The organism is Streptomyces sp. NPDC005262, assembly GCF_042872425.1.
Lineage (GTDB): Bacteria > Actinomycetota > Actinomycetes > Streptomycetales > Streptomycetaceae > Streptomyces.
In genome coordinates this window covers 135,641-150,280 of sequence record NZ_JBIAKK010000014.1, presented here as the reverse complement: position 1 = coordinate 150,280, position 14,640 = coordinate 135,641, and the positions used below count along the sequence as shown (strand labels likewise).

The following is a 14,640-nucleotide window of genomic DNA, read 5'->3' as shown; positions in this document are numbered from 1 at the left end:
TTCCGCCGCGAGGTCGAGGACCTCCGGGGGACCCCACGTCGGGTGAACCTCCACTGCCCCGGTTATTCAGAATCCCTTGGGGGAGGACGCCGTGGCCGCGGCAACAACGATTGTGAACGCGAAGGTGTTCGACGGGACGATGTCGCAGGACTGGACTTCGGTCCGGTTCGCTGACGGGCTGATCACCGAGTGCTCGGCGGCCTCGGCCGCCCGAGAAGGCGACGAAGTGATCGATGCGCGTGGCGGGACCGTGCTTCCCGGTCTGATCGATGCGCACGTGCACCTCGTTCCCGGCGCCCTCGCCCAATCGTTGACCTTCGGCGTCACCACCGTTCTCGACATGTTCAGCAAACCCGACCTGGTGACGCCGGCCAAGGAGCAGGCCGGCTCCCGTCCGGACGTGGCCGATGTGCGTTCCTCGGGTGTCGGTGCCACCGCGCCCGGCGGGCACCCGTCGATGATGTATGCCCCATTCCCGACGTTGACCGCCGCTGATCAGGCCGAGCAGTTCGTCGCGGAACGGATCGCGGCGGGCTCGGACTATCTGAAGATCATCTCCGGCACCGGGGGGCTATGGCCGTCGCTGGACTCCGAAACCATCCAGGCGCTGGTCACTGCCGCACATGCCCGCGGCCTGGTCGTCGTCGCTCATGTGAGCTCGGTGGCCGGTGTCGAGGAGGTTGTGTCCGCCGGTGTCGACGTGGTGGCCCACGTTCCGGTGGACGCCGAGCTGGACAAGGCTCTGGTCGGACGCATCGCCGAAGCCGGAATCGTAGTCGGCCCGACGCTGGCCACCATCGAGAACACCCTCGGTGAACCGGGTGGCGCGGCAGTGGCAGGTGACCCCCGGCTCGCCGAGCCGCTCGGGGACGCCTGGACACGCCGGTTGACCTCGAGTGCCTCGGGATGGCGTGGCCGGGGAATGCCGCCCTACTCGCGGGCCGAGGACAACGTGCGGCGACTGGCCGATGCGGGGGTCACTCTGCTGGCGGGCACCGACGCCCCGAACCCGGGGACCGTGTTCGGAGCAAGCCTGCACCGGGAGCTGGAACTCCTTGTCCGGTGCGGCATCAGCCCGGCGCAGGCCCTGGCCGCTGCCACAACCGGACCGGCACGAGTGTTCGGCCTCACCGACCGAGGGCGTATCGCGGCCGGGCAGCGCGCGGACCTGGTCCTCGTGTCCGGTAATCCGTTGACGGACATCACCGCAACACGCGCGATCGAGCGGATATGGCGCGCGGGCACAGCCTGTGATCGACGCACCTTCGTCGCGAGTGCTGCCGAAGTCGAGCAGCTCGACGCTTTCGACGCCCAGGTCGCCAAGGCCGTGGCAGCTGTGCGCGAACGCCGGTCCAACTTCGACCCGAGGAAGGCCCGCTGAACGCGGGTCCGTAGCTCATGGACCGCCCGGATGCGGCCGGCCGCAACGCCGTGCGAGGCGACGCCCCGATCCATGGAAGGCCGAGTTCGGCAGTACGGCGGCACGCACTTCCTGCGCTGTCCACGGCGCTCCCTGACCGGCGCTGTCGACGCGACCGGCAGGGTCGACTACCGCAATCGGGGCCGGATGCGGCCTGCGTCAGGGTGAGGTGTTCGTGCCCACTGAGGACGGCGCGTCTCCCAGGAAGATCACGGCCCACGGACGGCCCAGTGACCCACGGACGGCCCTTGAACTGCCCTTCTGTGCAGGTCAGGGGTCGATGCCCCGAGAGAACCCTCTGAAGTTGCTCAAGTCTGCTTTGGCTCCGCGGGGCCGGGGGCATCCCCCACTCACGCAAGTAGCGGAAGGAACATGAAGCGGGAGACCTCGCTTCGGGGGACGGAAGGACGTGAGGTCGGTGGGGGCTTTCTTCGGGGTGGTGGCCGGGATCGTTGTGATCGGCTTCGTCGTCGCGATGTGGCGGTCGGCGAACGGCAGCAAGTCGTCGTCCTCCCGGCGCTCCGGGCGCCGCGGCGCGGCCGGCGGCGCGGCCGCCGGCGGCAGCTGGTGGGCGGGCGGCGACGCGGGCGGCGGGGCGTCCTGCGGAGGCAGCAGTCACTCGGGCGGTCACTCCGGTGGTCACTCGTGCGGGGGCGGCTCCTCGTGCGGCGGTGGTTCGTCGTGCGGCGGGGGCGGATGCGGCGGAGGCAGCTGACACGGGGCAGCTGGTCCGCGTCACCGGGTGCCCGGCGGGTGAACTCCCGCCGGGCACCTTTTTGTTGGGTCGGACAGCGCGTCTCCGGTGAACACCTGAACCGCAGGGCCCCCGAGGGGATGGAAACCACGTCAAGTTGGGCAAAAATGCTGTGGACCGTCGCACTTCGTGATTCCCTCGTTGGAGAGAACATCCAGCCCTCGGACTCCAGTTGGACCTGATCGGGCGCTCCCCACCTCCCACGTACATCGCCACGGGGGCGTCCCCTGTCCCTGTGTCCACGCGTGTTTTGCGGAGCCGACCCATGCTCACGACCCTCCAGACGGCCTATTCCGACACCCGTGCTGCCGACCTGGCCTGGGCGCTGGGGCGCGAACCGCTCCCCGCCCTGGCCGTGCTCGACCTCCAGCTCGGCGGTGCCCAACTGCAACTGCGTCTGCTCGGCGCCTCCCATCAGGTGCTTCTCGAGGAGGACGGCGGCAGCTGCTCCGAGACGGTGGCCTGCATCCCCGGCAGCAGCACACCGCTGCCGCTCGGAGTCGCCAAACGGCTCGGGGAGTGGGAGTACGAATTCGCGGCGCGCGTCGAGACGCTCTCCGCGGACTCGTTCGCGGGGCGTGCGCAGGAACTCCTCGCGCTCGTGACCGATCATCCGCACGGCCTCGCCGGGACGTTTCCCGGCAGCCCGCACGCCTTCACCGCCATGCTCGCGCAGCGGACGGAGGGCCAGGTGCGGTGGCGCACCTGGCATGCGTACCCGCAGGAGGGCCAGTTGGTGGCGACCCGCACCCGCGTGGGCGTGCGGACGCCGGCGGTGGCTCACTGAAATCTCCTGAGCACCGTTGCGTGCGCGGCACTTGCACCCTTGTGGGTGACAGGTGGCGACGCTGTCGTGACGTAGCGTTCGCATCATGATCGACCAGCAGGTGTCGCTGCGAGTGGGCACGGCGCGAATCCCCGTGCGGCCGCGGACCGGCCGGCTCCTCGTGCTGGCCGCCGTGTTCGTCTGCGCCGCCTGCGGACTGGTGTACGAGCTCGAACTGGTCGCACTCGCCTCCTACTTGATCGGAGACTCCGTCACCCAGGCCTCCGTGGTGCTGTCCGTGATGGTCTTCGCGATGGGTATCGGCTCGCTGCTCGCGAAACGGTTACGCAGCCACGCAGCAGTGGGCTTCGGGCTGATCGAGGCGGGGCTCGCACTGATCGGCGGCTCCTCCGCGCTCGTGCTGTACGCGTCGTTCGCCTGGATCGGGGAGTCCCGGTTCGCGCTGGTCGGGTTCTCGCTCGCGATAGGCGTCCTCATCGGCGCGGAGATCCCGTTGCTGATGACCCTGATCCAGCGCGTCGACCGGCAGGACGCGGGCGGGACGGTCGCGGATCTGTTCGCCGCCGACTACGTGGGGGCGCTCGTCGGCGGACTGGCCTTCCCCTTCCTGCTGCTGCCGGTGCTCGGTCAGCTCACCGGGGCGCTCCTCACCGGCATGGTCAACGCGGCGGCGGGCGGTGCGCTGGTGCTGTGGGTGTTCCGCCGGGACCTCACCCCGCGGTCGCGTCGGCTGCTGATCCTCGTCAACGTGTCGGTGATCGCCCTGCTGGCCACCGCCACGGTCCTGGACGACGACTTCGAGCGGGCGGCGCGGCGCGCGGTGTACGGGGACCAGGTGCGGGTCGCTGTGCAGACCGATGTGCAGGAGGTGGTCCTCACCGGGACGGGCCGCAGATCCCTGGACCTCTATCTGGACGGGCGGCTGCGGTTCAGCGCACAGGACGAGTACCGGTACCACGAGGCGCTGGTCCACCCGGCGATGGACGGGAGTCACGCGCGGGTGCTGATCCTGGGCGGCGGCGACGGTCTGGCCGCCCGCGAGGTGCTGCGCTACATGGACGTACGGAGTGTCACGCTCGTCGAGATCGATCCCGGCGTCACCCGACTGGCCCGTACGGACCCTGCGCTCTCCGCGCTGAACGCGCACGCGTACCGCGACCCGCGGCTGACGGCCGTGACGGCCGACGCGTTCAACTGGTTGCGGGCGGGGCACGGCGGCTACGACGTGGTGATCTCCGATCTGCCCGATCCCTGCATCACGACGAGCACGAAGCTGTACTCAGCGGAGTTCTACGGCCTGATCGCCGAGGCCCTGGCGCCGGGCGGCCGCCTGGTGGTGCACGGGGGGCCGCCGAACAACCGGCCGCGGACGTTCTGGACGGTCGAGGCATCCGTGCGGGCGGCTGGCCTGAGCACCCGCCCGTACGGCATCGGCGGCCGCCGCACCGGCTTCACGACGGGCCCGGACCGCACGACGGACCGGGCGAAGGCCCCGCACGGCTGGGGCTTCGTCCTCGCCCGCCGGGGGCCGCGAGCCCCGGCGCTCGGCCTGTCCTCCCGGGCACCGAAGCTCCGCTCCCTGACGGAAGGGGCGCTGGCGGGCGCGGCCCGGTACGCGGAGCGGGGGCGGCTGTCGGAGCAGGCGCCGTCGACGCTGGTGCATCCGCGGTACTGGGAGGAGCCGTGAGGGTGCGGCGGAGGTCTTGGGTGCTGAGTGCCGCTTCCGGGTGCGGAAGCGCTGACGGGGCGGCCGCGCCTGAGTAGGCTCGGTTTCCATGGAGCATGAGGTGTTCGTTCCGGTTCCGGTCCTGTCCCTTCGGCGGACGCTGGGCGATCCTGCCCGGGTCGCGCGCTGTGTGCCGGGCCTCCAGCAGGACGCCGACGCGTCGGCGGGCCCCCTGTCCGGCCGGCTCAAGGTCCGGATCGGCAGCCACACGATCACGTACCGCGGCACGCTGACTTCGGCCGCGCTGCCGGACGGGGCCGGGATCTCCGTCGAGGGCGAGGGCGTCGAGGCGCGGGGCGGCGGCTCGGCGAAGCTCGCGCTGACGATCCGCCTGACGGAGACGGACGGCGGTACGACGATCGGTTTCACGGGCACGGCGGGCGGCGAGGGCCGCATCGTGGAACTGGACCGTGAGGCGACGCTCGCGGCGGCCCATCGGCTGCTGGACCGCTTCACGCAGCAGCTGGTGACGGAGACGCTGGCGTCCCACGGTCCGGCCGCCGACGGGGAGGCGGGCGAGTCCGACGGACCGGCCGGGGCAGTCGTGGACCTGGCCGTCGACGAAGCCGTGGACCGGGCGATCGAGGAGGCCGCGGAGACGGCCGACGAGACGACGGCGGGGGAGTCCCCCGAGGGTGAGCCCGCCCAGGACGACGCCGCCGGGTCGCTCCCCGGTACCGGTTCGGTCTTCGACGCACCTGTCCCCCCGCCGTCGCTCGACCCGGTCGCGGACATGGAGTTCACCGTCCCCGACGAACCGCCCGCCGAGGCCGCGCATGCCCGACGGACCATGATCGGGCGCAGTGCCGAGGAGGTCGACCACGCGCCGCCGCGCGGGCGGTACGCCCCCGTGCCGTCGCCCGACCCGACCACTGCGGGAACCACCCTGCGCTGGGTGGCTCCGGCGGCCGCCCTCGCGCTCGCCTCCGCGGTCGTGGTGGGGCGGGCGCTGCGGCGCCGGAGGTAGTGGCGCCAGTAGTGTCGTCGTGTGAGCAGTAGCGAGAAGAACGTCCGGCTGTCCGTCGACGACACCGAGTTGACCGTGAACCCCGCCAACGGCTGCCGGATCAGCAGCCTCCGGATCGGTGGTACCGAGTTGCTGCGGCAGGGGGAGCGGTACGGCTGCTTCCCGATGGTGCCGTGGTGCGGGCGGACCGGGCACGGCCACTTCCTCAACGGCGATGTGCCTCATCAGCTGCCCCTGAACTCCCCGCCGCACGCCATTCACGGCACCGGCCGCGACACGGCCTGGCGCACCGCCAAGGCCGGCGGGTCGCAGGCCGCGTTCTACTACGACCTCACCGAGCCGTGGCCGTATCCGGGCCGGGTGACCCAGACCTTCGAACTGGCCGAGGACTCACTCACGCTCGCGTTCGGTGTCGAGACGTACGGGGACTCGTTCCCGGCGCAGGCCGGCTGGCACCCGTGGTTCCTTCGGAACCTCGGGACCGGCGGCGACGTACAGATCGCGTTCGACGCCGCCTGGCAGGAGGAGCGGGGCGAGGATCATCTGCCGACCGGCCGCCGGATCCCGGTCATGCCCGGCCCGTGGGACGACTGCTTCGGGATGCCCGACGGGGTCGATGTGACGCTCACCTGGCCGGAGCAGCTGGAGTTGAAGGTGAAGAGCCGGGCCGAATGGGTCGTCGTCTACGACGAACAGGCGGAGGCGGTCTGCGTGGAGCCGCAGTCGGGCCCGCCGAACGGCCTGAACACCGAGCCCCGGTATGTGACCCCGATCGAGCCGCTGGAGATCGCGACGACCTGGAGCTGGCGCAGGCTCTGAGCCGGACACGCCCTAAGCTCGTAGCCATGACTGACGTACGCGCTGAGCTGCTCCAGCAGATCAAGGACAAGGCCGTGGTGCACGGCAAGGTGACCCTCTCCTCGGGTCTGGAAGCCGACTGGTACATCGACCTGCGTCGCATCACGCTGGACGGTACGGCCGCTCCGATGGTCGGTCAGGTCATGCTCGACGAGACCGCCGAGCTGGACTACGACTGCGTGGGCGGGCTGACGCTGGGCGCCGACCCGGTGGCCACGTCGATGCTGCACGCCTCCGCCGCCCGCGGGAAGACGCTGGACGCCTTCGTCGTCCGCAAGGCGCAGAAGGCACACGGCATGCAGCGCCGGATCGAGGGCACGGACGTGAAGGGCCGCCGCTGCCTGGTGGTCGAGGACACCTCGACCACCGGCGGCTCGCCACTGACGGCCGTCGAGGCGGTGCGCGAGGCCGGTGGCGAAGTCGTCGCGGTCGCCACGATCGTGGAGCGGGGTGCCGCTCCGGCCATTGCCGAGGCCGGTCTCCCGTACGTCCACGCCTACACTGTGGCGGACCTCGACCTGGCCTGATTGCCGGCCTGATCTGCGATTTTCTCCGAGGGCGGATGGTTTCACGTGAAACCGTCCGCCCTTGTCGTATGCCTTCAGTTCCCCGGGTCCGAACGTTGAGGGAGTACGCCGGGTGGAGCCGGAGCGAGAGTCTGGGAAGATGGGGGCGACGATGACGTCGCCCCCAGGTCAGGGAACCAGCAACGCACACCCGCACATCCCAAGGAGCGGACAGATGCCCATCGCAACCCCCGAGGTCTACGCCGAGATGCTCGACCGGGCGAAGGCAGGCAAGTTCGCCTACCCGGCCATCAATGTGACGTCGACCCAGACCCTGCACGCTGCACTGCGCGGCTTCGCGGAGGCGGAGAGCGACGGCATCGTCCAGATCTCCACCGGTGGGGCGGAGTTCCTGGGCGGCCAGTACAACAAGGACATGGTCACGGGCGCCGTCGCCCTCGCCGAGTTCGCGCACATCGTCGCCGCCAAGTACGACGTCACGGTCGCGCTGCACACCGACCACTGCCCCAAGGACAAGCTGGACGGTTACGTACGTCCGCTGCTCGACATCTCCGCCGAGCGCGTCGCCAAGGGCCTGAACCCGCTGTTCCAGTCCCACATGTGGGACGGTTCGGCCGAGACCCTCGCCGACAACCTGGCCATCGGCCAGGAGCTGCTGGCCAAGGCCGCCGCCGCGAAGATCATCCTCGAGGTCGAGATCACCCCGACCGGTGGCGAGGAGGACGGCGTCACCCACGAGATCAACGACGAGCTGTACACGACCGTCGACGACGCGCTGCGTACCGCCGAGGCGCTCGGCCTGGGCGAGAAGGGCCGCTACCTGCTGGCCGCTTCCTTCGGCAATGTGCACGGCGTCTACAAGCCGGGCAACGTCGTGCTCCGTCCCGAGCTCCTCAAGGACCTCCAGGAGGGCGTCGGCGCCAAGTACGGCAAGTCGTCTCCGTTCGACTTCGTCTTCCACGGCGGCTCCGGCTCCACCGAGCAGGAGATCGCCACCGCGCTGGAGAACGGCGTCGTGAAGATGAACCTCGACACCGACACCCAGTACGCCTTCACCCGCCCGATCGTGGACCACATGTTCCGCAACTACGACGGCGTGCTGAAGGTCGACGGCGAGGTCGGCAACAAGAAGGTCTACGACCCGCGCAGCTGGGGCAAGTCCGCCGAGGCGGGCATGGCCAAGCGCGTCACGGAGGCCTGCGCCAACCTGCGGTCCACCGGCACCAAGCTGAAGTAGTAGGTACGAACGGCGGCCGTGGGCCCGGTACTCCCTGGGGTGCCGGGCCCACGGCATGTCCGCGAACGAGCATGAGGAGCCCACTGTGCAAGCGAACGCGCGCTATGACTTCGACACCGTCATCGACCGCAGGGGCACCTGGTGTGTCCAGTGGGACGGGGTCGCCGACCGGTTCGGGGTCGACGGGCTGCTCCCGTTCACCATCTCCGACATGGACTTCGAGACGGCCCCCGAGGTCCTGACCGCACTGCGGACCCGCCTCGACCATGGCGTACTCGGCTACACCAGCTGGCAGCACGACGACTTCCGGTCGGCGATCGCGCACTGGTACGAGACCCGGTACGGCACCGAGCTGGACACCGGCCGGCTGGTCTACGGCCCGTCCGTGCTCAGTCAGTTCTCTCAGCTCCTCCAGATGTGGACGGCCGAGGGCGACGGCGTGGTCGTCCACACCCCCACGTACGACGGCTTCCGCAAGGCGATCACCGGTCTCGGCCGCGAGCTGCGGGGCGTGCCGCTGGGAGACCCCGGGGCGCTGGAAAGGGAGCTGGCCCGCCCCGACGCGAAGGTGCTGGTGCTCTGCTCGCCGCACAACCCGACGGGCCGGGTGTGGACCGAGTCCGAGCTGGTCGACATAGCCGCTCTGGCCGCGCTCCATGGGGTCGCGGTGATCAGCGACGAGATCCACGCGGACTTCGTGCATGACGGCCACCGGCATGTGCCGTGGACGCGGGTGGCCGGTGACGCCCGCTGGGCGGTGATCTCGTCCGCGTCCAAGTCCTTCAACTTCCCGGCGCTGACCGGCTCGTACGGCATCATCGGCGATCCGGCCGACCGGACGGAGTTCCTGCGCCGGATGGAAACGGCGGAGGGCCTGGCCTCCCCGGCGGTGCTGTCGCTCACCGCGCACATAGCCGCGTACCGGCAGGGCGGTCCGTGGCTGGACGCGGTACGCGCGTACGTGGCCGGGAACCTGGACCTGGTCGCGGAACGCCTGAACGCGGCGTTCCCCGAACTGTCCTGGCAGCCTCCGCAGGCCGGCTATCTGGCGTGGATCGATCTGCGCGCCCTGGGTGTGGACGACGAGGCGCTGCAGCGGATGCTGATCGAGCGCGAGAAGGTCGCGATCATGCCGGGTGCGGTGTACGGGGCCGAAGGGTTCCTGCGGCTGAACGTGGGGTGCCCGCGGAGCAAGGTCGAGGCGGGAGTGGACGCGCTGGTGCGGGCGCTGAAGGCCGTGAGGTAGCCGACGGCCGCCCGCCCGGCGGCGAGGCGCGAACGCGCTCCCTTGGGGCGCCGTGCGTCAGCCGAGCGGGGAGGCGTGTCCCGGCCGGCATCCCGACGGGACGCTGTTTCCGCTGATGTCGAAGTCTCCGCAGGTGAGAAAGACATGGTTCAACTGGCCGAGCCCGTAGGCGAGCGCACCGACGATCACGACGACGCCGATGACCGTCCTTCGTTCGCGCGCGGAGAGTTCCGACTCCCCGAAGAGCAGAAGGTGCAGGAGCACCCAGACCAGCAGCGGGGTGCCGATGATGCTGAGGATGCCGCCCGCCAGGAAAAGTGTCTCGTCCGGCCAGCCGTTGTGGCGGGGCACGACGGTGGCGATGACGATCCACACGCTGGGCAGGGCCAGACAGGCCCAGTACATCCAGCCGTGCCGCGGCCCGCGTTCGCGCATCAGCAGGGCGGTCAGCATCACGGCGGTCGACACGGCCCAGAGGGTGAGCATCTGGTAGTAGAAGACGACGTTGTAGGCGCCGAGCGTGAAGGCGGGCTCCCAGATCGCCAGCGCTCCGCCGCCGGCGATCACGGCGGTCCTCGGTACCACCTGGGCGATGGCGGCGCTGCGGCTGCGGCGGGGGCCCGCGCCCGCGGCCGCGCCGGCACCCGCGTCTGCGGAGCGGATCTCGTCGTCATCCATGGAATCCATCTCCGGAACCGGGACATTTCCGCACACATTACTCAGCGCTCACGTGCTGCGGGCGCAGGCGGCGAGCGGGGCGGCCGGACCCGGACTGGCCGGAGTGCCCCGTAGCGGCGATGCTGCTCGCATGGGTGAGACACCGGCCGGTGAGATCCGTGCTGCCTCCGCACCCGGGCGCTGGGTCGTCCTGACCACCGTTCTCGGGTCCAGCATGGCCATGCTCGACTCCACCGTCATCAACGTGGCCCTGCCCCGCATCGGCAAGGACCTCGGCACCGACCTGGCCGCCCTTCAGTGGACCGTCACCGCCTACATGCTGACGCTCGCCGGGCTGATCCTCCTCGGTGGGGCGCTCGGGGACCGGTACGGGCGGCGGAAGGTCTTCGTCGTGGGGGTGATCTGGTTCGCCGGTGCCTCGTTGCTGTGCGGCATTGCGCCGAATGCCGCGGTTCTGATCGGTGCCCGCACCCTCCAGGGAGTGGGCGGGGCGCTCCTCACCCCCGGCTCGCTGGCGTTGATCCAGGCAAGTTTTCATCCGGACGACCGGGCGCGTGCGGTCGGGCTGTGGTCGGGCTTCGGTGGGGTTGGGGCAGCGGTCGGGCCGTTCGTCGGGGGGTGGCTGGTCGACGGCCCCGGTTGGCGCTGGGTGTTTCTGATCAATGTGCCGGTGGCCGCCGTCTGCGTGCCGGTCGCGCTGCGTCACGTACCCGAGACGCGGGACCCCCAGGCACACGGGCGCTTCGACGTTCTGGGGGCCGTGCTCGGCGCGCTGGCTCTTGCCCTGGTGACGTATGCGCTGATCGAGGCGCCAGGCCGGGGGGCGTCCGCCGCGGTGATCGGGGCGGCCGTGGGAGGGGTCCTGCTCGGGGTGGCGTTCGTGCAGGTGGAGCGGCGGCGGGCGAACCCCATGCTGCCGCCGTCCGTGTTCGGGTCCCGGCAGTTCACCGCCGTCAACATCGTCACGCTCTGTGTGTATGCGGCGCTCGGCGGCTATTTCTTCCTCTCCGCCATCCAGCTCCAGGTCGTGGCGGGGTATTCCGCCCTCGGCGCCGGGACCGCCCTCCTGCCGACCACTGTGCTGATGCTGCTGTTCTCCGCCTCGTCGGGCGAGCTGGGGCAGCGGATCGGGCCGCGTATCCCGCTCACCGTCGGGCCGCTGTTCGCCGCAGCCGGGATGCTGCTGATGCTGCGGGTGGGGCCCGGCGACGCCACCGTCTCCGCGTACGTACAGCGTGTGCTGCCCGCCGTCGCCGTGCTCGGCTTCGGCCTGGTCACTTTGGTGGCGCCGCTCACCGCGACCGTCCTCGCCTCCGTCGACACCGCGCGGGCCGGGCTGGCCAGCGGGATCAACAACGCCGCCGCCCGCGCCGCAGGTCTGATCGCCGTGGCCGCGCTGCCGCTGCTGGCCGGGATGGGCCCGGAGGCGTACCGCGACGCCGGTCAGTTCGCAGCGGCCTTCAAGCGGGCCATGCCGATGTGTGCCGGCCTGATGGTGCTGGGCTCGGTGATCGCCTGGGCGACCGTACGGACACCGCCCGCGGTCCGGAAGGGCAAGTCGCGTCCCGCATGCACCGTGCACTGCGCCGTCGAGGCGCCTCCCCTGGGGCCCGCCCGTGACGAGAACGGGGACCCCGGCCGGACCTGACCGGTCCGAGGACGCCCGGCTACCCCCGGCGGGCATGTGCCAGGCACACTTGAACCCATGTCCATCCACGAGAACCTGCTCGGGGGACCTCCCCCGACCCACCTGCCCGACGACCCCGAGCCGCGCGAGCTCCTCGCGAAGGGCACGGCCCCGGCCGATGTCGCCGCGAAGTACCCGACCTCTTCGCTGGCCTGGGCGCAGCTCGCCGACGAGGCGTTCGAGGGCGGCCGTGTCATCGAGTCGTACGCATACGCCCGCACCGGCTACCACCGTGGCCTCGACGCACTGCGCAGGGCCGGCTGGAAGGGCCACGGACCCGTACCGTTCGAGCACGAGCCGAACCGCGGCTTCCTGCGCGCCCTGCACGCCCTCGCGCGCGCCGCCCAGTCGATCGGTGAGCAGGAGGAGTACGAGCGCTGCTCGACGTTCCTCCGCGACTCGTCGCCGACCGCCGCCGAGATCCTGGGTTAGGACCTCCGCAACGGTGTCGCAGGCCCCGCAGACGTACCGCCGTCTGCGGGGCCTGCACGTTTCCCCGGGGTCCGCTTAGGATGCGGGCAGGGGACCGGAGCTCCATCACCTCACGGAAGGGGCGGACCGCTACCCGGAAGCTCGTGTCGAGGAGACAGCGATGTCGACGATCCACCCCGACCCCGAAGCCACCGGTGCGGACACCCCGCACCTGGACTTCGCGGGAACGACTCCGTACGAGGACTATGTCCAGGCGGATGTCCTGACCCACCTCCAGCACCTGCGCTCCGACGATCCGGGCGAGATGGTCTTCCTGGTCACCACCCAGGTCATGGAGCTGTGGTTCACGGTCATCGTCCATGAGTGGGAGACCGCGGCGCACGCCCTGCGTGAGGACCGGCTGCCGGTCGCCCGCGATGCGCTGAAGCGGTCGGTACGGGAACTGGAGGCGCTCAACGCGTCCTGGACGCCGCTCGCCCAGCTCACCCCCGCCCAGTTCAACTCCTACCGCGCCGCACTCGGCGAGGGCTCCGGCTTCCAGTCGGCGATGTACCGGCGGATGGAGTTCCTGCTCGGCGACAAGTCCGCGTCCATGCTCGTACCGCACCGGGGCGCGCCCCGCGTCCACGCCGAGCTGGAGAAGGCGCTCGCCGAGCCGAGCCTGTACGACGAGGTGCTCGCCCTGCTCGCCCGGCGCGGCCACGGTGTGCCGCAGTCCGTGCTCGGCCGCGACCTGACGCAGAAGTACGAGCCCTCCCCCGAGGTCGAGGCCGTCTGGACGGAGATCTACTCCGACCCCGAGCGGTACGACGAGCTCGTCCGGCTCGGTGAGGCGCTCACCGACGTCGGCGAACTGGTGTGGCGCTGGCGCAACGACCACCTCGTCGCCACCCGGCGTGCGATGGGCTCGAAGACCGGGACCGGCGGCTCCGCCGGGGTCGCGTGGCTGGAGAAGCGGGCCACGAAGAACGTGTTCCCCGAGCTGTGGACGGCGCGCAGCCATGTCTGAGACCTTCGCCGCGCGGGCCGCGGCACTCGACACCGCCGACGAACTCGCGGATCTGCGCAAGCTGTTCACTCTCGACGACGGCGTGTACCTCGACGGCAACTCGCTCGGCGCGCTGCCGCGACACGTTCCCGCACGGGTGCAGGAGGTCCTCACCCGCGAGTGGGGCGAGCTGCGTATCCGGTCCTGGGACGAGAGCGGCTGGTGGACCGCGCCCGAGCGGATCGGTGACCGGATCGCCCCGCTCGTCGGGGCCGCCGCCGGACAGATCGTCGTCGGCGATTCGACGAGCGTGAACGTCTTCAAGGCCGTCGTCGCCGCGAGCCGGCTGGCACCGGAGGGGCGCGACGAGATCCTCGTCGACGCGACGACGTTTCCCACGGACGGGTACATAGCGGAGTCCGCCGCCCGGATGACCGGGCACCGGCTCGTCCCCGTCGCACCCGGGGACGTGCCGGGCGCGGTCGGGCCCCGTACCGCGGTCGTGCTGCTCAACCACGTCGACTTCCGCACCGGCCGGCTGCACGACCTGCCCGGCCTCACCGCCACCGTGCACGCGGCGGGCGGCCTCGCCGTCTGGGACCTGTGCCACAGCGCGGGCGCGCTGCCCGTGGGGCTGGACGCGCACGGGGTGGACCTGGCGGTCGGCTGTACGTACAAGTACCTCAACGGGGGGCCCGGTTCGCCCGCGTACCTGTACGTCGCCGAGCGGCATCAGGCGGCATTCGACTCGCCGCTGCCGGGGTGGACGTCGCACGCCGACCCGTTCGCGATGGATCCCGGGTACGCGCCCGCGGACGGTTCCGTACGCGGCCGGGTCGGAACCCCCGACATTCTGTCCATGCTGGCGCTCGAAGCGGCGCTGGACGTGTGGGACGGGGTGCCGGTCGAGGCGGTGCGGGCCAAGTCGCTGGCCCTGACGGACTTCTTCCTGGAGTGCGTCCGGGCGTACGCGCCGGAGGGTGTGGTCGTTCCGGTCACCCCGCAGGCGCACGCGGAGCGCGGCAGCCAGGTGTCGTTGCGGTGCGTGGACGCGGAGATCACCGAGCCGGTGATGCGTACGCTGATCGCGCGGGGCGTCGTCGGGGACCTGCGGCGGCCGGATGTGCTGAGGTTCGGGTTCACCCCGCTGTACGTGGGGTTCGCGGATGTGGAGCGGGCTGCGCGGGTGCTGGGTGAGGTGCTGAGCGAGGTGTCGGGCAGGGCGCTCGACGGGGTGCTCGGCGAGGTGTGACGCCTGCCGCGTCCCCACGGTGAACCCCGTGGGGACGCGGCCTCGCGTGCTGATACCGTCCCCGCTGGTCAGGCCAGTTGG

14 protein-coding genes are annotated in these 14,640 nt (G+C 71.0%); 13 read left to right on the top strand and 1 reads right to left on the bottom strand.

Annotation, left to right across the window (positions count from 1 at the left end; all coding sequences use genetic code 11):
• Positions 1–91 precede the first annotated feature (91 nt).
• The 9 genes from ACFYP5_RS29010 (at position 92) to ACFYP5_RS28970 (ending at position 9,522) form a co-directional block, all read left to right on the top strand.
• Positions 92–1,381, top strand: coding sequence for an amidohydrolase family protein (locus ACFYP5_RS29010; protein WP_389041527.1), 1,290 nt, complete (start codon positions 92–94; stop codon positions 1,379–1,381).
• Between the two features lie 457 nt (positions 1,382–1,838).
• Positions 1,839–2,135 carry a hypothetical protein gene (locus ACFYP5_RS29005; RefSeq protein WP_389041525.1) on the top strand — a complete coding sequence of 99 codons (297 nt, stop codon included), beginning with the start codon at positions 1,839–1,841 and terminating at the stop codon, positions 2,133–2,135.
• Positions 2,136–2,439: 304 nt separating this feature from the next.
• Positions 2,440–2,961: a DUF2617 family protein gene (locus tag ACFYP5_RS29000; RefSeq protein WP_389041523.1), complete on the top strand. Its 522-nt coding sequence runs from the start codon at positions 2,440–2,442 to the stop codon at positions 2,959–2,961.
• Positions 2,962–3,046: 85 nt separating this feature from the next.
• A complete protein-coding gene (locus ACFYP5_RS28995) occupies positions 3,047–4,648 on the top strand; it encodes a polyamine aminopropyltransferase (protein WP_389041521.1) in 1,602 nt (533 codons plus the stop codon).
• Between the two features lie 88 nt (positions 4,649–4,736).
• A complete protein-coding gene (locus tag ACFYP5_RS28990; protein ID WP_389041519.1) occupies positions 4,737–5,654 on the top strand; it encodes an SRPBCC domain-containing protein in 918 nt (305 codons plus the stop codon).
• A gap of 21 nt (positions 5,655–5,675) precedes the next feature.
• Positions 5,676–6,473, top strand: a complete 798-nt coding sequence (locus ACFYP5_RS28985; protein WP_389041517.1) for an aldose 1-epimerase — start codon at positions 5,676–5,678, stop codon at positions 6,471–6,473.
• A gap of 26 nt (positions 6,474–6,499) precedes the next feature.
• A complete protein-coding gene (gene pyrE, locus ACFYP5_RS28980; protein ID WP_267003667.1) occupies positions 6,500–7,039 on the top strand; it encodes an orotate phosphoribosyltransferase in 540 nt (179 codons plus the stop codon).
• 214 nt (positions 7,040–7,253) lie between these two features.
• Complete coding sequence (gene fbaA / locus ACFYP5_RS28975) at positions 7,254–8,276, top strand: class II fructose-bisphosphate aldolase (protein WP_327126065.1); 1,023 nt, start codon at positions 7,254–7,256, stop codon at positions 8,274–8,276.
• Between the two features lie 55 nt (positions 8,277–8,331).
• Complete coding sequence (locus ACFYP5_RS28970) at positions 8,332–9,522, top strand: MalY/PatB family protein (RefSeq protein ID WP_389041515.1); 1,191 nt, start codon at positions 8,332–8,334, stop codon at positions 9,520–9,522.
• A 57-nt stretch (positions 9,523–9,579) separates the two neighbouring features.
• Here ACFYP5_RS28970 and ACFYP5_RS28965 read toward each other — a convergent pair whose 3' ends face one another.
• Positions 9,580–10,200 carry a hypothetical protein gene (locus tag ACFYP5_RS28965; RefSeq protein ID WP_389041513.1) on the bottom strand — a complete coding sequence of 207 codons (621 nt, stop codon included), beginning with the start codon at positions 10,198–10,200 and terminating at the stop codon, positions 9,580–9,582.
• Between the two features lie 130 nt (positions 10,201–10,330).
• On the opposite strand from ACFYP5_RS28965, the gene ACFYP5_RS28960 reads away from it, so the two are divergent.
• The 4 genes from ACFYP5_RS28960 (at position 10,331) to kynU (ending at position 14,559) form a co-directional block, all read left to right on the top strand.
• On the top strand, positions 10,331–11,848 hold the full coding sequence (locus ACFYP5_RS28960) for an MFS transporter (protein WP_389041511.1): 1,518 nt from the start codon (positions 10,331–10,333) through the stop codon (positions 11,846–11,848).
• Positions 11,849–11,905: 57 nt separating this feature from the next.
• A complete protein-coding gene (locus ACFYP5_RS28955) occupies positions 11,906–12,319 on the top strand; it encodes a DUF3151 domain-containing protein (protein ID WP_389041509.1) in 414 nt (137 codons plus the stop codon).
• A 160-nt stretch (positions 12,320–12,479) separates the two neighbouring features.
• Positions 12,480–13,328 (top strand): tryptophan 2,3-dioxygenase family protein, encoded by an 849-nt coding sequence (locus ACFYP5_RS28950; protein WP_326604967.1) that lies wholly within the window; start codon positions 12,480–12,482, stop codon positions 13,326–13,328.
• Positions 13,321–14,559, top strand: a complete 1,239-nt coding sequence (gene kynU / locus ACFYP5_RS28945) for a kynureninase (RefSeq protein WP_389041506.1) — start codon at positions 13,321–13,323, stop codon at positions 14,557–14,559. Before ACFYP5_RS28950 ends, kynU begins: the two co-directional genes overlap by 8 nt.
• Positions 14,560–14,640 lie beyond the last annotated feature (81 nt).